At 66.5% G+C, this 17,501-nt stretch carries 18 protein-coding genes; all 18 read right to left on the reverse strand.

From position 1 onward, the window contains the following. Window positions 1–11: 11 nt before the first annotated feature. The 18 genes from nuoL to PI246_RS05840 all read right to left on the reverse strand — a co-directional run bounded on the left by nuoL (window position 12) and on the right by PI246_RS05840 (window position 17,499). Complete coding sequence (gene nuoL, locus PI246_RS05755; RefSeq protein ID WP_320550356.1) at window positions 12–2,048, reverse strand: NADH-quinone oxidoreductase subunit L; 2,037 nt, start codon at window positions 2,046–2,048, stop codon at window positions 12–14. A gap of 4 nt (window positions 2,049–2,052) precedes the next feature. Further along, window positions 2,053–2,358, reverse strand: a complete 306-nt coding sequence (nuoK, locus tag PI246_RS05760; protein WP_320550357.1) for an NADH-quinone oxidoreductase subunit NuoK — start codon at window positions 2,356–2,358, stop codon at window positions 2,053–2,055. Next, entirely contained in the window at window positions 2,355–3,014 is a 660-nt protein-coding gene (locus PI246_RS05765; protein ID WP_320550358.1) for an NADH-quinone oxidoreductase subunit J, read from the reverse strand. The genes nuoK and PI246_RS05765 overlap by 4 nt, the downstream gene beginning before the upstream one ends. Window positions 3,015–3,033: 19 nt before the next feature. Continuing rightward, on the reverse strand, window positions 3,034–3,525 hold the full coding sequence (gene nuoI / locus PI246_RS05770; RefSeq protein WP_320550359.1) for an NADH-quinone oxidoreductase subunit NuoI: 492 nt from the start codon (window positions 3,523–3,525) through the stop codon (window positions 3,034–3,036). A gap of 6 nt (window positions 3,526–3,531) precedes the next feature. Beyond that, entirely contained in the window at window positions 3,532–4,554 is a 1,023-nt protein-coding gene (gene nuoH / locus PI246_RS05775; protein WP_320550360.1) for an NADH-quinone oxidoreductase subunit NuoH, read from the reverse strand. 3 nt (window positions 4,555–4,557) lie between these two features. Continuing rightward, entirely contained in the window at window positions 4,558–6,873 is a 2,316-nt protein-coding gene (nuoG, locus tag PI246_RS05780; RefSeq protein ID WP_320550361.1) for an NADH-quinone oxidoreductase subunit NuoG, read from the reverse strand. After that, window positions 6,870–8,213, reverse strand: a complete 1,344-nt coding sequence (gene nuoF, locus PI246_RS05785) for an NADH-quinone oxidoreductase subunit NuoF (protein WP_320550362.1) — start codon at window positions 8,211–8,213, stop codon at window positions 6,870–6,872. The genes nuoG and nuoF overlap by 4 nt, the downstream gene beginning before the upstream one ends. A gap of 10 nt (window positions 8,214–8,223) precedes the next feature. Beyond that, complete coding sequence (gene nuoE, locus PI246_RS05790) at window positions 8,224–8,751, reverse strand: NADH-quinone oxidoreductase subunit NuoE (RefSeq protein ID WP_320550363.1); 528 nt, start codon at window positions 8,749–8,751, stop codon at window positions 8,224–8,226. 19 nt (window positions 8,752–8,770) lie between these two features. Continuing rightward, window positions 8,771–10,000, reverse strand: a complete 1,230-nt coding sequence (locus tag PI246_RS05795; protein WP_320551196.1) for an NADH-quinone oxidoreductase subunit D — start codon at window positions 9,998–10,000, stop codon at window positions 8,771–8,773. Between the two features lie 27 nt (window positions 10,001–10,027). Next, a complete protein-coding gene (locus PI246_RS05800; RefSeq protein WP_320550364.1) occupies window positions 10,028–10,756 on the reverse strand; it encodes an NADH-quinone oxidoreductase subunit C in 729 nt (242 codons plus the stop codon). Between the two features lie 10 nt (window positions 10,757–10,766). Continuing rightward, window positions 10,767–11,321: a NuoB/complex I 20 kDa subunit family protein gene (locus PI246_RS05805; protein ID WP_320550365.1), complete on the reverse strand. Its 555-nt coding sequence runs from the start codon at window positions 11,319–11,321 to the stop codon at window positions 10,767–10,769. Continuing rightward, the gene (locus PI246_RS05810) at window positions 11,312–11,668 is read right to left on the reverse strand and encodes an NADH-quinone oxidoreductase subunit A (RefSeq protein WP_247367646.1); all 357 of its coding nucleotides are present in this window, start codon (window positions 11,666–11,668) and stop codon (window positions 11,312–11,314) included. The genes PI246_RS05805 and PI246_RS05810 overlap by 10 nt, the downstream gene beginning before the upstream one ends. Window positions 11,669–11,940: 272 nt before the next feature. Continuing rightward, window positions 11,941–12,303: a PilZ domain-containing protein gene (locus PI246_RS05815; RefSeq protein WP_320550366.1), complete on the reverse strand. Its 363-nt coding sequence runs from the start codon at window positions 12,301–12,303 to the stop codon at window positions 11,941–11,943. Between the two features lie 28 nt (window positions 12,304–12,331). Next, the gene (locus PI246_RS05820) at window positions 12,332–13,261 is read right to left on the reverse strand and encodes a PIG-L deacetylase family protein (RefSeq protein ID WP_320550367.1); all 930 of its coding nucleotides are present in this window, start codon (window positions 13,259–13,261) and stop codon (window positions 12,332–12,334) included. Window positions 13,262–13,327: 66 nt separating this feature from the next. Next, entirely contained in the window at window positions 13,328–14,263 is a 936-nt protein-coding gene (holB, locus tag PI246_RS05825) for a DNA polymerase III subunit delta' (RefSeq protein WP_320550368.1), read from the reverse strand. 31 nt (window positions 14,264–14,294) lie between these two features. Further along, window positions 14,295–15,323, reverse strand: a complete 1,029-nt coding sequence (gene mltG / locus PI246_RS05830; RefSeq protein WP_320550369.1) for an endolytic transglycosylase MltG — start codon at window positions 15,321–15,323, stop codon at window positions 14,295–14,297. Further along, window positions 15,323–16,156, reverse strand: a complete 834-nt coding sequence (gene pabC, locus PI246_RS05835) for an aminodeoxychorismate lyase (protein ID WP_320550370.1) — start codon at window positions 16,154–16,156, stop codon at window positions 15,323–15,325. The genes mltG and pabC overlap by 1 nt, the downstream gene beginning before the upstream one ends. After that, entirely contained in the window at window positions 16,153–17,499 is a 1,347-nt protein-coding gene (locus tag PI246_RS05840) for an aminodeoxychorismate synthase component I (protein ID WP_407069786.1), read from the reverse strand. Before PI246_RS05840 ends, pabC begins: the two co-directional genes overlap by 4 nt. Window positions 17,500–17,501 lie beyond the last annotated feature (2 nt).

A 17,501-nucleotide genomic window follows, 5' to 3' on the forward strand; every position in this document is an offset into this window, starting at 1 on the left:
GCTCGTTTCCCTTATTGCCCGATCAGCCAGTACCCGCCCAGGAGCAGGATCAGACCGAGGATCATGGCGAACGCGTAGTGGAAGAGGAATCCGGACTGCAGGTGACGCATGCCACCCGCGATGCGGCGGACCAGGCCCGCCGAGCCGTTGACGACGGCGCCGTCGATGATGGCGGTATCGCCCACCTTCGACAGGCCTTCGCCCAGCTTGACACCGCCCTTGGCGAACACCGCGAAATAGAGTTCGTCGATCCAGTACTTGTGGTTGAGCATCTCGTAGACCGGCTTGAGCGCGGTCTTCGCCTTGTCGGCCACGGCCGGGTTGAACAGGTAGACGTACGTGGCGATCGCGAAGGCGGCAAAGGCGATCCAGAACGGCGGCGCCATGAAACCGTGGATGCCCGCAGCGATCACGCCGTGGAACTCGTGCGCGAGTTCGCCCAGTACGTCATTCGATTCATTCACGTGGATGGCCTTGCCGAACCAGCCGTCGTAGAGCATCGGCTTGACCGTGAACCAACCGATCACGATCGACGGAATCGCCAGCAACACCAACGGCACGGTGACCACCCAGGGCGACTCGTGCGGTGCGTGCTCAAGCACGCCCGGCGTATGGTGACCGTGGTCGTCGTCATGGTGCGCATCATGGCCGTGCCCATGCGCCTTGTGCGCCACCGTGAAGCGCTCCTTGCCGTGGAAGGTCATGTAGAGCAGGCGGAAACTGTAGAACGAGGTGACGAATACGCCGCCCAGCACACAGAAGTAGGCATAACCGGCGCCCCAGCGATGCGATTCGCCCACGGCCTCGATGATGGCGTCCTTCGAATAGAAGCCCGAGAAGAACGGGGTGCCGGCCAGGGCCAACGAACCGATCCACATCGTGATCCAGGTGACGGGCATGTACTTGCGCAGGCCACCCATGTAGCGCATGTCCTGCTCGTGGTGCATGCCCATGATGACCGAGCCGGCACCCAGGAACAGCAGCGCCTTGAAGAAGGCATGGGTCATCAGGTGGAACACCGCGCCGCTGTACGCCGACACGCCGAGGGCGACGGTCATGTAGCCCAGCTGCGAGAGCGTGGAATACGCGATGACGCGCTTGATGTCGTTCTGCACGATGCCGATGATGCCCGTGAAGAACGCGGTGGTCGAACCAATGACGAGGATGAACGACAGCGCCGTGTCGGTCAGTTCGAAAATCGGCGACATGCGGGCGACCATGAAGATGCCCGCGGTCACCATGGTGGCCGCGTGGATCAGGGCCGAGATCGGCGTGGGGCCTTCCATCGAATCGGGCAGCCACACGTGCAGCGGCACCTGCGCCGACTTGCCCATGGCACCGATGAACAGCAGGACGCCGATCACGGTGGCAGCATCCCACGCGTGGTTCTGGGTAATCTGCAGGGTCTTGCCGACCAGTTCCGGCGCGTGGTCGAAGGCTGTCTGGTAATCGAGCGTACCCAGGAAATACAGGATCGCCGAGATGCCCAGCAGGAAACCGAAGTCACCCACGCGGTTCACCAGGAACGCCTTGAGGTTGGCGAAGATCGCCGTCGGGCGCTTGTACCAGAAGCCGATCAGCAGGTACGACACCAGGCCCACCGCCTCCCAGCCGAAGAACAGCTGCATGAAGTTGTTGCTCATCACGAGCATCAACATCGAGAAGGTGAACAGGGAGATATAGCTGAAGAAGCGCTGGTAGCCCGGGTCTTCCGCCATGTAGCCGATGGTGTACAGGTGCACCAGCAGCGACACGAAGGTGACCACCACCATCATCATGGCGGTGAGGCGGTCGACCATGAAGCCCACCGAGGCGTGAAAGCGGCCGATCTCGAACCAGGTGTAGACATCCTGGTTGAAGTTGTCGGCGCCGCCCCAGACCAGCTGGTAGAGCACGTAGAACGACAGGCCACAGGCGATCGCGACGCCCAGGATGGTGGCGCTGTGCGCTCCTGCCCGGCCGATCAGCTTGCCGAACAGGCCGGCCAGGATCGCGCCCGCGAGTGGCGCGAGGGCGATCGTCAGCAGGATTGAAAGCGAGAGACTCATCGGATCAACCCTTCATGCTGTCGATTTCGGCGACGTTGATCGTGCTGCGGTTACGGAACAGCAGCACGAGGATCGCCAGGCCGATGGCGGATTCCGCCGCGGCCACGGTAAGGATGAAGAACACGAACACCTGGCCCGACACGTCGCCGAAGAAACGCGAGAAGGCCACGAAGTTGGTGTTCACCGCGAGGAGCATGAGCTCGATCGCCATGAGCAGCACGATCACGTTCTTGCGATTGATGAAGATGCCGGCCACCGCGATGCAGAACAGGATCGCGCCAAGCACGATGTAATGGGAAAGCGTGATCACTGGGCGTTCTCCTGCGTCGGATCGACGACCGGCGCGGGGGCCGGCCGGACGGATGCCATCGTTTCGCTGGGCACCTTCACCACGCGGACGCGATCGGTGGCCTTGACCGCCACCTGCTGAGCGGCCGACTGATGACGCACGCCCAGGCGCTGGCGCAGGGTGAGCGCCACGGCGGCGACCACACCCACGGTGAGGATCAGCGCGGCGATCTCGAACGGCAGCAGGAACTGGGTGTAAAGGGCCTGGCCCAGCCACGCGACGTTGGAGCTGCCGGCCGGGTTGGGGCCGAGCGTGTGGGCATGCATCGCCTTGACACCGATCATCGCCAGCATCTCGACCAGCATGACCACGGCGACCACGACGCCCACCGGCAGGTAGCGCATGAAGCCCTCGCGGACGGCCTCCTGCTTGATGTCGAGCATCATCACCACGAACAGGAACAGCACCATCACCGCGCCGACGTAGACGACGACCAGGGCGATGGCAAGGAACTCCGCTTCGGCCAGCAACCACACGCAGGCCATGCTGAAGAAGGCCAGTACGAGCGACAGCACGGCATGCACCGAGTTGCGCACGGAGATGACCATGAGGCCGGCGATAACCGCCACGCCTCCGAAGAGGTAGAAACAGATAAGTTGGAGCAGATCGGTATTCATCGCATATCTCCCGGGGCGCTCAGCGGTAAGCCGCGTCCTGCGCGCGGGCGGCAGCGATGTCCTGCTCGAAGCGGTCGCCGATGGCCAGAAGCTGGGCCTTCGTCACCACGTTCTCGCCACGCTGTTCGAAGTGGTATTCGTGCACGTGCGTCTCCACGATGGAGTCGACCGGGCAGCTCTCTTCGCAGAAGCCGCAGAAGATGCACTTGAACAGGTCGATGTCGTAACGCGTGGTGCGGCGCTGGCCGTCTTCCGCGCGGGGCGCCGAGTCGATGGTGATCGCCAGGGCCGGGCACACCGCCTCGCACAGCTTGCACGCGATGCAGCGTTCTTCGCCGTTGGCGTAACGGCGCAGGGCATGCAGGCCGCGGAAGCGGTTCGACTTGGGGATGTGCTCCATCGGGTAGCGCATCGTGTATTTGGGGCTGAACATGTAGCGCATGGTCAGGCCCATGCCCTTGAACAGCTCGATGAGCAGCAGGCTCTTGAAGTAATGGGTTACGCGGGACATGGCTCTTTAGGCTCCCGTGCCGATGTGGACCCAGCCGAAATACTTCATGCAGCCGGCAACGAGGACCCAGACGATGGTGATGGGGATGAAGACCTTCCAGCCCAGACGCATGATCTGGTCGTAGCGGTAGCGCGGGAAGCTGGCGCGGAACCAGAGGAACAGGAAGGCGAAGAAGAAGGCCTTGATGAACAGCCAGTGGAAACCGCCGTGGCCGATGAGGCCCCACGACGCGGGGAACGGCGACAGCCAGCCGCCCATGAACAGCACCGAGGTGAGGAAGCTCACCAGGATCATGTTGGCGTATTCGGCGAGGAAGAACAGCGCGAACGGCGATCCGGAGTATTCCACGTGGAAGCCGGCTACGATCTCCGACTCGCCCTCGGCCACGTCGAACGGCGCGCGGTTGGTTTCCGCCACGCCCGACACGAAGTAGATGACGAATACCGGCAGCAGCGGCAGCCAGTACCAGCTGAAAAAGCCGCCCTGCTGCGCATCGACGATAGCGGAGAGGTTCAGGCTGCCGGTGAGTACGAGCACGCACACGATGGACATGCCCATCGCCAGTTCGTACGAGATGACCTGCGCCGCGGCGCGCATGGCACCGAGCATCGCGTAGCGCGAGTTGGACGACCAGCCTGCCAGGATGATGCCGTACACGCCCATCGAGGTCATCGCGAGCAGGTAAAGCACGCCCGCGTTGACGTTGGCGAGCACCACCCCGGGGCCGAACGGCACCACCGCCCAGGCGCAGAGCGCCGGCACGAGGGCCAGCAACGGCGCGAGGTAATAGAGCAGCTTGTTGGCATTGGTAGGCAGCACCACTTCTTTCAGAAGCAGCTTGACCACGTCGGCGAACGCCTGGAGCAGGCCGGCGGGGCCGACCTTGTTGGGCCCCATGCGCACGTGCATCCAGCCAAGCACCTTGCGCTCCCACCAGACGTACATCGCCACGCCGATCACGAGCGGCAGCACGATCGCCAGGATGTAGAGCACCGGCAGCAAGAGGTGGTCGAAGAGTTGATCGGCCATGGTTTACGCCTTGCTCAGGGTGATGGCCGCGCCATACGGGGGCAGCATCGCGGTTTCGGGAAGCGCGGCTTCGATCCACGCGGCGCCTGCGGGCATCGCGTCGTCGATGGCAAGCGGCAGCACGGTGTCGCCCACGCGGACATGGCCACCTTCGGCGAGACCCAGCTTGCCCGCCTCGTCCGCGTTGATGCGCACGGCGGCCGGACGGTTGAGCGGATGCGCGTTGAGTGCGGCGGCACGGCGAAGCACCGCGTCGATGCGGTAGATCGGCATCGTCGCCAGGCGGGAGAACGTGACGCCCGACGCACGCGTGGCGAGCTGCGCACGCCACTCCGTCGGGCGCTCGGTCAGGCCGTCACGCAGGCCGGCAAGGTCGTCGAACTCGAAACCGGCCACACCGAGCATGCCGCCCAGGGCACGGAGAACCTTCCAACCCGGACGCGCGTCACCCGGCGCCTTGGCACCGGCGGCGACGGCCTGCGCCGTGCCTTCGACGTTGACCAGCGTGGCGTCGATTTCCGGCGTCAGCGCGATCGGCAGGATGACATCGGCGGAATCCTTGAGCGCATCGCTCGCATAGGCCGCGAAGGCCACGACGGTCTGCGCCGAGTGCATCGCCTGGAGCGCGAGCGCGCCGTCGGCGAAGTCGTGCGGCGGTTCGACGTTATAGAGGATATAGCCCTTGCGCGGTTGCGCCAGCATCGCGCGGGCGTCGAGACCACCCGCGGTCGGCAGCACGCCCACCGACGACAGACCGATCGCATTGGCGCCCAGCGGCAACTCGTTGAACGCCGCACCGCTCGCCTGCGCAATGAAGCGGGCGATGGCACGCAGCCACGAGGCCTCGGGGTGCGTCGCGGCGGCGTGGCCGAAGATGACCACGGCACCGTCCGACGACAGGGCCTTGATCGCATCGCGATGGGCGTCGCTGGTCTGCGCACCGCCGATGGCGGCGGCGAGCGCCTCCGGTGCGGTCGCGCCGTTGTCGGTCGCCGCGCGGGCGAGCATCAGCAGCTCGTCCACCAGCGCGTGCGGCGCGGCCACGGCTTCGCCGGCCAGGGGATAGTTGAAGTGGAAGTGCGCGGGGTTTACGGCATAGACCTTCGCACCCTTCTTCACCGCCTGGCGGATGCGGTGGTTGAGCAGCGGCACTTCGTGGCGCAGGTCGGAACCGACCAGCAGCGCGGACGTCACCTTGTCGAACGAGGCGATGGTCGAAGCGAACGGCTTCGCGAACGCGTTGTCGGCGAAGTCGAGCTGACGCAGGCGATGATCGACATGGGCGCTGCCCAGGCCACGGGCGAGGCGGACGATCAGCTCGCCCTCCTCGTTCGAGGTAGCGCCGTGCACCAGCACGCCGAGATCGGCGCCGGCGACGCTCTTGAGCGCCTCGCGGGCCACCGAGAGCGCGTCGTCCCACGTGGTGGCCGACCACTGGCCGTTACGCTTGACCATCGGCGACGTCACGCGGTCGGCGGCATACAGGCCCTGATGGCTGTAGCGATCGCGGTCGGACAGCCAGCACTCGTTGATCGTCTCGTTGTCGCGCGGCACGTTGCGCAGCACTTCGCCGCGACGCGTGTGCATCCACAAGTTGGAACCCAGCGCGTCGTGGTAGCCGATGGACGGACGGGCGATCAGTTCCCACGCGCGGGCCTGGAACTGGAACGGCTTGTTGGTCAGCGCACCCACCGGGCAGACGTCGATGATGTTGCCCGACAGTTCGCTCTCGATGGTCTTGCCGATGTAGGTGCCGATCTCGAGCGTTTCGCCACGGCTCATGCCGCCCAGTTCGTAGGTGCCTGCGATCTCGCTGGTGAAGCGGACGCAGCGCGTGCACTGGATGCACCGGGTCATTTCGGTGGCGATCAGCGGCCCGATGTTCTCGTCGGCCACCGTGCGCTTGCGTTCGACGTAGCGGGACACCGAGCGGCCGTAGCCGAGCGAGACGTCCTGCAATTCGCACTCGCCGCCCTGGTCGCAGATCGGGCAGTCGAGCGGGTGGTTGATGAGCAGGAACTCCATCACGTTGCGCTGGGACTTGAGCGCCTTGTCGGAACGCGTGAAGACCTTCATGCCCTCGCCCACCGGCGTGGCGCAGGCCGGGGCCGGCTTGGGCATCTTCTCGATTTCCACCAGGCACATGCGGCAGTTGGCGGCGATCGGGAGCTTGCGGTGGTAGCAGAAGCGCGGGATGGGGATACCGACGGCATCAGCCGCCTGGATGATCATCGACCCCTTGGCGACCTGCACCGGAACGCCGTCGATCTCGATGTTGACGAGATCCGGCGCGGCATGGGCTACGGGCTGCGCACTCATGCAGCGACTCCACTGGTGACCGTGTCAGCCGGGCCGTCGACGATCGAACGGCCGTGCTCCACGTAGTATTCGAATTCGTGCCAGAAGTGGTGCAGGAACCCCTGCACCGGCCAGGCGGCGGCTTCGCCGAAGGCGCAGATGGTGTGCCCTTCGATCTGGCCGGCGACCGCCTTCAGGCGGTGCAGGTCGTCCTGCGTGCCCTTGCCTTCCACGATGCGGGTCAGCACGCGGTACATCCAGCCGGTGCCTTCGCGGCACGGCGTGCACTGCCCGCACGACTCCGCCTTGTAGAAGCGCGAGATGCGATGGCAGGCGCGCACCATGCAGGTCTTTTCGTCCATCACGATGACGGCGCCCGAACCCAGGCCCGATCCCGCTTTCTGCAGCGAGTCGTAGTCCATGGTGCATTCCATCATCTTGTCGGCCGGCAGCACCTTCATCGAGGAGCCGCCCGGGATCACCGCTTTCAGGGCGTGGCCGTTCCGCACGCCACCCGCCATCTCCAGCAGGTCGGCGAACGGCGTGCCGAGCTTGATCTCGAAATTGCCCGGGTTGTTCACGTGGCCGGAGACCGAGAAGATCTTCGGGCCGCCGTTGTTCGGCTTGCCGATGTTGAGGAACCATTCCGCGCCGTTGCGCAGGATGGCCGGCACCGACGCGTAGGTCTCGGTGTTGTTGATGGTGGTCGGACGGCCGTAGAGACCGAAGCCGGCCGGGAACGGCGGCTTGAAGCGCGGCTGGCCCTTCTTGCCCTCGAGCGATTCCATCAACGCGGTTTCTTCGCCGCAGATGTACGCACCCGCGCCGAGCGCGTTATAGATGTCGACGTCGACGCCCGTGCCATCGATGTCCTTGCCCAGCAGGCCGGCGGCATAGGCTTCCTTCAGGGCCTCTTCGATGTGCTCGAACGGCTCGTGATGGAACTCGCCGCGCAGGTAGTTGTAGGCCACCGTGGAACCCGTGCAATAACACGCGATCGCCAGGCCCTCGAGCACGGCGTGCGGGTTGAAGCGCAGGATGTCACGGTCCTTGCAGGTGCCCGGCTCGGATTCGTCGGAGTTGCACAGGATGTACTTCTGGCCCGGCGCGGTGCGCGGCATGAACGACCACTTCAGGCCGGTGGGGAACCCGGCGCCGCCGCGGCCGCGCAGCGCGCTCTTCTTGATCTCTTCGATCAGCGCGGCGGGATCGGGCTTCTCGGCGAGAATCTTGCGCCAGGCCTTCCAGCCGTCGACCTTCTCGTAGCTTTCGAGCGACCAGGGCTTTTCGAAATGCAGGGTCGTGTAGACGACCTGGTGTTCCTTGGGAGCGGGTCCGACCGGACCGGTGGTGCTAGCCATTGCCCTTACCTCACTTGAGACCGTCGAGGATCGCGTCGACCTTTTCGGTCGTCAGCTTCTCGTGGTAATGACCGTTGACGACCATCATCGGACCGCCCGCGCACGCGGCCAGGCATTCCTCTTCCTGTTTGAGGTAGACACGGCCGTCGGCGGTGCTTTCACCGGTCTTGATGCCCAGCTTCTTCTCGCAGTGGCGCACGATGCCTTCGGCACCGTTGAGCCAGCACGAGATGTTGGTGCAGATGGCGACGTTGTTTCGACCGACGGGCGTCGTCTCGAACATCGAATAGAACGTGGAGACCTCGTAGGCCCAGATCGGCGGCAGGTCGAGGTACTTCGCGACGGCAGTGATCAGCTCGTCGGTGAGGTAGCCCTGGTTCTGCTCCTGCGCGCCCATCAGGCCCTGGATCAGCGCCGAGCGCTTGCGATCCGGCGGAAACTTGCTCACCCAGTGATCGATGTGGGCACGGGTGTGATCGTTGAGCACGACGAAAGGATCGACGTCCTTCACCTGCTCGAAATGACCGGTGGCTTTCATGATTCTTTACTCCGTCGACTTAGCGGTCGACTTCGCCGAAGACGAGATCGTAGGTGCCGATCATCGCGACGACGTCGGCGAGCATGTGGCCCCGGACGAACGCGTCCATCGAAGACAGGTGCGCGAAACCCGGCGCGCGCAGGTGCACGCGGAATGGCTTGTTGGCACCGTCGGACACCAGATAGCAGCCGAACTCACCCTTGGGCGCCTCGACCGCGGCGTAGGTTTCGCCGGCCGGCACGCCGTAGCCCTCGGTGAAGAGCTTGAAGTGATGGATCAGCGCTTCCATGTCGTTCTTCATTTCGACACGGCTGGGCGGAGCGACCTTGTAGTTCTGCACCATCACCGGGCCCGGGTTGGCCTTCAGCCAATCGACGCACTGGCGGATGATGCGGTTGGACTGGCGCATTTCTTCCACGCGCACGAGGTAACGGTCGTAGCAGTCGCCATTGACGCCGACCGGGATGTCGAAGTCCATTTTATCGTACATGGCGTAGGGCTGCTTCTTGCGCAGATCCCACGCGATACCCGAGCCGCGCAGCATCGCGCCGGTCATGCCCCACCCCTGGGCGCGCTCGGGATCGACCACGCCGATGCCGACGGTGCGCTGTTTCCAGATGCGGTTGTTGGTCAGCAGCGACTCGTACTCGTCGACGCGGGCCGGGAAATCGTTGGTGAACTCGGTGAGGTAGTCGAGCATCGAGCCCTCGCGCCACGCGTTGAGGCGCTTGAGGTCGCCGCCCTTGTGCCACGGCGATTCGCGGTACTTGGACATCTGCTCGGGGAGATCGCGATAGACACCACCGGGGCGGTAGTACGCGGCATGCATGCGCGCGCCCGAGACCGCCTCGTAGACGTCCATCAGCTCTTCGCGCTCACGGAACGCATAGAGGAACACCGCCATCGCGCCCAGGTCGAGCGCGTTGGAACCGACCCACATCAGGTGGTTCAGGATGCGGGTGATCTCGTCGAACATCGTGCGGATGTACTGCGCGCGCACCGGCGCCTCGATCCCCATGAGGTTCTCGATGGCGCGCACGTAGGCGTGCTCGTTGCACATCATCGACACGTAGTCGAGGCGGTCCATGTAGCCGATGGACTGGTTGAACGGCTTGGACTCGGCCAGCTTCTCGGTACCGCGATGGAGCAGGCCGATGTGCGGGTCGGCACGGACGACCGTTTCACCGTCCATCTCCAGCACCAGGCGGAGCACGCCGTGCGCGGCCGGATGCTGCGGGCCGAAGTTCATCGTGTAATTGCGGATTTCTTCCACGGCTTAATTCTCCCGCCAGTTGTCGGCGGCTTCCGCCCTGGCCTGATCGAGGTCGGCGTCGTTGCGGATCGTGCGCGGCACCAGCACGCGCGGCTCGATCGAAACCGGTTCGTACACCACGCGCTTCTGTTCGGGGTCGTAGCGGACTTCGACGTTGCCGATGAGGGGGAAATCCTTGCGGAACGGATGCCCCACGAAGCCGTAGTCGGTGAGGATGCGGCGCAGGTCGGGATGACCTTCGAAGATGATCCCGTAGAGATCGAACGCCTCGCGCTCGAACCAGTCGGCACCCGGCCACACCGAGGTGACCGAGGCCACCACCGGGAAATGCTCGTCGTCGCAGAACACGCGCACGCGGATGCGCTGGTTCAGTTCGATCGACAGCAGGTGATAGACCACGGCGAAGCGCCGGGCCTGCTCGACCTGACGCGGACGCTCTTCCCAGGTGAAACGGCCGACGGCCTGGGCCTCGACGCCTCGCGAGAAGCTTTCGCCCTGCGCGGTATCGGTGTCCCACTCGACCTTGCCGTAACCCAGGTAATCGACGCCGCACGCATCGATGAAAACGGTGAAGCGGAAGCCCGCCTCGTCACGCAGCGCGAGCGCCACGGACGAGAGGTCGCGCGCGGCGACCTCGGCGGTGACTTCGTTGCGGTCGACCTTCACGGTCAGCATGTCGCCGAAGCGCGCGGCAAGGCGTTCGACCAGCGAGGTCTCGTTGTTAACGCTCATGAGGCAGCCCTTAGCGCGCGATCGTGTGGGTACGGCGGATCTTCTTCTGCAGCTGCAGGATCCCGTGGATCAGCGCTTCCGCCGTCGGCGGGCAACCCGGCACGTAGATGTCGACCGGCACGATGCGGTCGCAGCCGCGCACGACCGAATAGGAATAGTGGTAGTAGCCACCACCGTTCGCGCACGAGCCCATCGAGATGACCCACTTCGGCTCGGGCATCTGGTCGTAGACCTTGCGCAGCGCGGGGGCCATCTTGTTGACCAGCGTGCCGGCCACGATCATCACGTCGGACTGACGGGGGCTCGGGCGGAACACGACGCCGAAGCGGTCCAGGTCCAGGCGCGCCGCGCCCGCGTGCATCATTTCGACGGCGCAACAGGCCAGGCCGAAGGTCATCGGCCACATCGAGCCGGTGCGGGCCCAGTTCATCAGGGCGTCGACGCTGGTGACGCCGAAGCCGCGCTGCGGCATCGGGGCGTCGCCGGTCGGGCGGATGATATCGTCGACGAGGTTCAGCGGCTCCGGGTTGTGCATCACCCGGTCGATGGTGGTCATCACTCCCATTCGAGTGCTCCCTTCTTCCAGACGTAAGCGAAACCGACCACGAGCAGCGCGAGGAACAGCGCCATCTCGATCAGCGCGATGGCGCCGATCTTGTCGAACACCACTGCCCACGGAAACAGGAAGGCGATTTCGAGGTCGAAGATGATGAAGAGGATGGCGATGAGGTAGTAGCGCACGTCGAACTTCATGCGCGCGTCCTCGAAGGCCTCGAAGCCGCACTCGTAGGGCGAGAGTTTTTCGGCGTCGGGGCGGCGCGGACCGGCGAGCATGCCGAGCACCATGAGCACGATGCCTAGGCCGACGGCCACGGCGATGAACAACAGGACGGGCCAATATTGGGCGAGCACGATGCTGCGTACCTCCGCGCCTCACTGGGCGCATCAGTGACCGTCGGCGGGGACGAGCGGTCCGGCTAGAACGCCGGAGCTTTTATCGAATCGATCCAAATGGACCCATCCGTGTCAGCGCGACAGGCGCGCCAACGACTCCGGATATCCACAATCTCACGTTGGGTAACCGAACTATTGTACCAGCGCGTGCAGGTAAGACGACAAGTATTAATACGAGGAAAACTGCATCCGGAGGGTGCAAAGTCTTACGCCCGGCGTGAGGACGACCCTCACATCGTCTGGGTAGGGCGCTCGGACGCCAGGCTGCCGGCGAGCAAGCTCTCGATACGTTGGCGGGCCGCTTCGCTCTCCGGGGACTCGCTGAACTGGATGCCCACCCCGGCCGTACGGTTGCCCTGGGCGCCCACGGGGGTGATCCAGACCACCTTGCCGGCGACCGAGAGGCGCTCGCCTTCTTCCAGGAGGGACACGAGGAGCGCCACTTCGTCGCCCAGGGTGTAGCGCTGGGCAGTGGGCGCGAAGAGCCCCCCGTTCTTCAGGAACGGCATGTACGAGATGTACAGGGAGTTCACGTCCTTGATCTTCAGGGACAGGATGCCCTGCTGGCGCGGCGCGGAAGCGTTGGCGTTCATGGCGATGACTCTCCGGTGACGGGGAATCCTAGCGAGCCAGGCCCCGGCAGGTCCAGCCGTATCGGTCATGGATCCATGGCGTGGCCATGTCGGCGGTGAGTTTGACGAAGGCCGGGCCCGCGGGCTCGCGCAATGTCAGCACCCAGTCACCGTCGACACAGGCCAGCGGCGCCCGCCGCCACGGCCAGACGACGGTGCCCTGCCCGTCGGAGAGCATCACGCGCAGGCGGGCGCGGGCGATCGGTCCGGGATGCCAGGGAAGCCGCAGCAGCCCACCCGCGCCGGCCGGCGGCGCGGCCCGATGGATCTCCGGGCGCCGGGCATAGCCCATCATGCGTTCGCGGCTCAGGGCCATCTGCGTGATGTGTTCGCCCATGGCCGCCATCTTCGTGGCAAGGTGCGCGGCATCCACGAGGAGCGGCGCGGCAGCCCCGCACGCCGCGCCGCCGTGGATGGCATAGGTCAGTACCGCGGCCGCACTTCTGGCTTCCCACAGCGCAAGGCGTACCAGCACGTGGGCGGCGGAGTGGTCGGGGTGGGTGTCGGACAGCGCCGGTAGCAGCACGAGGGTGGGCCGAACCCCGGCGACGACCTCCCCCACCCGCTTCACGGCCACGCCGTGGTCGCAGCGCAGGGCCCGGGTCACCTGCATGTCGTGCCAGCCGAGCGCGTGAAGCCGGTCGGCGGTGACACCCAGGCGGCCGAGCGCCGCCAGGGCCTCGCCGCGACGGCGCCGGCCCCACCGGGCCCGGGCACGGCGGCCGATGAACACGCGCCGTTCAAGCCACCGCTGCGGCCAGGGGTTGTCGTCGCCATCGGTCAGCAGGAGCACGTCCACGTCGCCACCGGTGGCGAGCACGCGCTGGATCAAGAGGCCGGCACCCAGGGTTTCGTCGTCGGGATGGGGAGCGACGACCAGCAGGCGAGTCTGTCGGTCGATAGGGAGCAGGTCAGGCACGGGTCGAGAGGGTTCCGGCATACGTACGGTCGTGCCGATTAGCGCTCATCCATACGAAAGGCCGCGTCAACGCCACGCCGCGATGAGTTCGAGAAGTACCAGGTCGGCGCGGAGCGGCCCGCGCAGCGCATCGCGCGCGCGGTTCGCCCGCATGTACCAGGCATCCAACGACTCGTCGTCGAGCCGACTCTCCAGCGGCGCGTCGCCCCCGGCGGCGCGCGCGCGGAGCTCGTCGGTGACGGCCTGCGCGGCGAACCAGAGGTAACGGGGCGCGTCCGAGGCTTGCCAGCGCTTGACCACCTCGAGGGGATCCCCGCGGCCGGCCGCGAGGGCCTTGAGGTCGTGTCGCACTTCGCCGCGCTGCTTGAGCGCGCCGTCGGCAGCCCAGGTACGGGCCAGTCCGGGATTGCCGCCCGCCGCGTCCAGCGCCGCGACCGGGTCGGTCACGCTCTCGGCGCGCAGCCACGCCAGCGAGGCTTCACGCGACGGCACGAGGAAATCGATGCGCTGGCAGCGGCTGCGGATCGTCGCCGGTAGACGGGCCGGCTCGTCCGCGACCAGCATGAGCAGGGTGGCGGGGGTCGGTTCTTCCAGCGTCTTCAGCAAGGCATTGGCGGCGGCTGCATTCATCGCGTCGGCCGGATCGATGCTCACGACCTGCCAGCCGCCGAACTGGCTCGCCATGGCCAGGCGCTGGGACAGCTCACGGATCTGGTCGACCACGATTTCGCTGCGGGTAACTCCGTCCTTGCGCTGGCCGAACGACAGGGCGATGAGATCGGGGTGCGTGCCGGCCGCCACGAACTGGCAGCTGCGACAGGTACCGCAGGCGTGGCCATCGCTGGGGCGCTGACACAACAGACCCTTGACGAACGCCGCCATGAACTCGCGCTTGCCCAGCCCAAAGGGGCCAGCGAGCAGCAGCGCGTGCGGCAGCGCATCGCGTTCGCGGCGCGCCTGAAGCCGCGCCCAGGCATCGGCATGCCAAGGCCGCGGGCTCACGCGCGCGCTCCGCCATGGAGGGAGAGGGACATCACTTGCATCGCTTCAACTGGTAGCAGGCCACGGCCCGGTTGTGTTCTTCGAGGGTATCGGAAAACACATGGCTGCCATCGCCGCGGGCCACGAAATAGAGCGATTTGCCGCTCTCCGGGTGCAGCGCCGCCTGGATGGCGGCCCGTCCCGGCAAGGCGATCGGCGTCGGCGGCAGCCCCACCCGGGTGTAGGTATTGTAGGGCGTGTCGGTGGTCAGGTCGCTCTTGTGGATGTTGCCGTCATAGGCCGCACCCAGCCCGTAGATGACACTCGGATCGGTCTGCAGCAGCATGCGTTGCTGCAGGCGACGGACGAAGACGCCGGCGATTCGCGGCCGTTCGTCCGCCCTGCCCGTTTCCTTCTCGACGATCGACGCCAGGATCAGCGCCTCGTAGGGCGAGGCCAGCGGCAGGTCGGGCGCGCGCCTGGGCCATTCCGCGTCGAGGAGCCGCGTCATCGCGTCGTGGGCGCGCTTCATGATCGCCGACTCGGGGTCTCCCTTGATGTAAGCGTAGGTCTCCGGGAGGAAGCGACCCTCGGGCTCGTCGCCTTCCGCACCGAGACGCTTCATGAGGTCGGCGTCGTCGACCTCGGTCATGTCGTGCGTCAGGGTGGGCACGGTGGCGAGCACGCGGCGGAACTCGGCGAACGTCCAGCCTTCGACGATGGTGAAGTAGTGCTGCACGACCTTGCCCAGGGCCATGTCGCGCAGGAGGTCGCGCGGCGTCATCCCCGGCCGCAAAGCGTATTCGCCGGCGTGCAGGTGCCCGGCCGCATGCATCTCCGTCGCCAGCACGCGCCAGTAGAGCGGGGAGGCCGTGGTGGCGCCGCGGGCACGCAACTCGCGTACGAGGTTCTTGAACGACGTGCCGCGCGCCACGTCGATGCTCTGCACGCCCGAAGGGATCGTCAGCGGCGTACGGGCGAAACGGGCCCAGTCGTACCAGGTCCAAGCGCCCGCGGCGATCAACGCCACCACGACCGCCAACAGGATCGCTCGCCACAGGGCGACGCCACGCACCTTCATCACTTGGACCATCCTTCGAACAGGGGCAGAGGCAGGCCCAGGGAGCGCCAGTGTGCCTGCAACGCACGGACGGCGGGACCGGGAACCCATCGCCTGCCGGCGAACTCACGGACTGGGAGAATGCCGCGAACGGCTGATGTGAGGAAGACCTCATCGGCGCGCACGAGTTCGTCGGGCCGAAGTACCTCGACGGCGACGTCGCGACAGGCCAGCACCTCGGCCCTCGCCACGCCGGCGACACCGCACGCGGTGACTGGCGGCGTCGCCCAGCGGTCGCCGAAGATCGCGAAGAGGTTCGCCGCCGTGGCGCACGTCAGGTCACCCGCGGTCGAGCACATCAGGCCTTCGCCCCAGGCCGTTCCATCCCATTCGGCACGCGCGAGCACCTGTTCGAGCCGGTTCAGGTGTTTCATGCCGGCCAGCGCGGGCTGGAGCGCCAGCGGCGTCTCGCAGAGCCGCACCGCGATGCCGTCACGATAGGCCGCGGGATCGAGCGCGAGCGGCGCGACCTGTACGACCAGTGTCGGCTTCGCCGAAGCCGGCAAGGCGTATCCCCGCTCGCCTTCGCCACGCGTCCAGGTGACACGGACCACCGCGTCGGGCAGGTCATGGCAAAGCCGCCCGATCTCGACCCGCAAGGTATCGGCATCGGGCGAGGGTAGGCGCAGGCGTTCGCAGCCGGCGCGCAGGCGCGCCATGTGCCGGTCCCACAGCGGCATATGCCCTTCGACGACACGCAGCGTCTCGAACAGGCCGTCGCCATAGGCGACGCCGCGATCGGCGGCGGATACCGCGGCGCCATCGACGAAATTCACGGAGAAACGCGCGCTCATGCTGCGCCGAACGCGCGCAGGAGGCCACGCGCCTTGGCCCGGGTTTCGTCCAGCTCTTTCTCCGCCACGGAGTCGGTCACGATGCCGGCGCCGGCGCGCCAGGACACCGTGCTGCCCTCCGCGGTGAACGTGCGGATCAGGATGTTGAGATCCATGTCGCCATCACGATCGAGGTAGCCGAACGCGCCGGTATAGGCGCCCCGCGGGGCCTGCTCGATGGCACCGATGATCTGCATGCAACGCACCTTTGGACAGCCGGTGATCGTGCCGCCGGGAAACGTCGCCGCGATGACCTGTCCCGGGGTCACGCCGTCGCGGGCCCGTCCGACCACGTTCGACACGATGTGGTGCACGTGGGCGTAACTCTCCACCACCATGAGTTCGTCGACCTTCACGCTGCCCGGCACGCAGAGGCGACCGAGATCGTTACGTTCCAGGTCGATGAGCATCACGTGCTCGGCGCGCTCCTTGGGGTGCGCGGTGAGTTCGCGAATGCGCGCCGCGTCGTCGTCGCCGGTCACGCGCGGTCGGGTGCCGGCGATCGGCCGGGTCTGCAAGTGGCCGCCGCGCGAGGCCACCAGACGCTCGGGCGACGAACTGACCACCGCCCAGCCCGGCTGCTGCAGGAGGCCGGCAAACGGCGCGGGGTTCGCCCGGCGCAGAGCGTCCATCAGCGCGGCCGGGGCGGGTGCGGCGGCGAAATGGGCCGCCCAGCGGCGCGAAAGATTCACCTGGAACACGTCGCCGGCCTGGAGGTGCGCATGCACGCGGGCGACGCCATCGAGGAAACGCGCCGGGTCGTCCTCGTCGACCGCGAGCGGCGGCGGCAGCACGAGATCGTGCGGCGCGACGGCCAGATCCGCGTCGAGAACGTCGAGCCACGCCTCGCTCCCCTCCTCCGCCACGAGCGTCGTGCAACCGGCGACGTGGTCGACGATGGCGGCCGCTGGCGTGCGCAACGCGAAAGCCACGGGAAGCGCACCGGACGACGGGGGCAAGCGCAGCGATGGCTCGATCTGCCCGACCAGCTCGTAAGCGAGGTAGATGAACCAGCCGCCATGGAACGGCAGGCCGTCGTCGACACGCGGCCGGCGGTCCCGACACCACGCGCGATCGAGTGCGTCGAGGAAGGGGCCCTCGACCTCGTCGCCGTTCTCGTCGCAAACGCGCCCGTCGGCGGACAGGATCAGCAGGCCGTCGCCCGCGGCGAAGAGGATGTCGAAGCGCGACTGGGGCGTGCCGGTGACCGCGCTGGCCAGCAGGGCGGGATACCGGTCCCGATACGACGCGGCCGGCGCGAGGAGGTCGCGCCGGCCGGCCAGGGTGCGGGTGACGAAAGCCAACG

It is taken from the genome of Luteibacter sahnii, from assembly GCF_034063545.1.
Taxonomy (GTDB): domain Bacteria; phylum Pseudomonadota; class Gammaproteobacteria; order Xanthomonadales; family Rhodanobacteraceae; genus Luteibacter; species Luteibacter sahnii.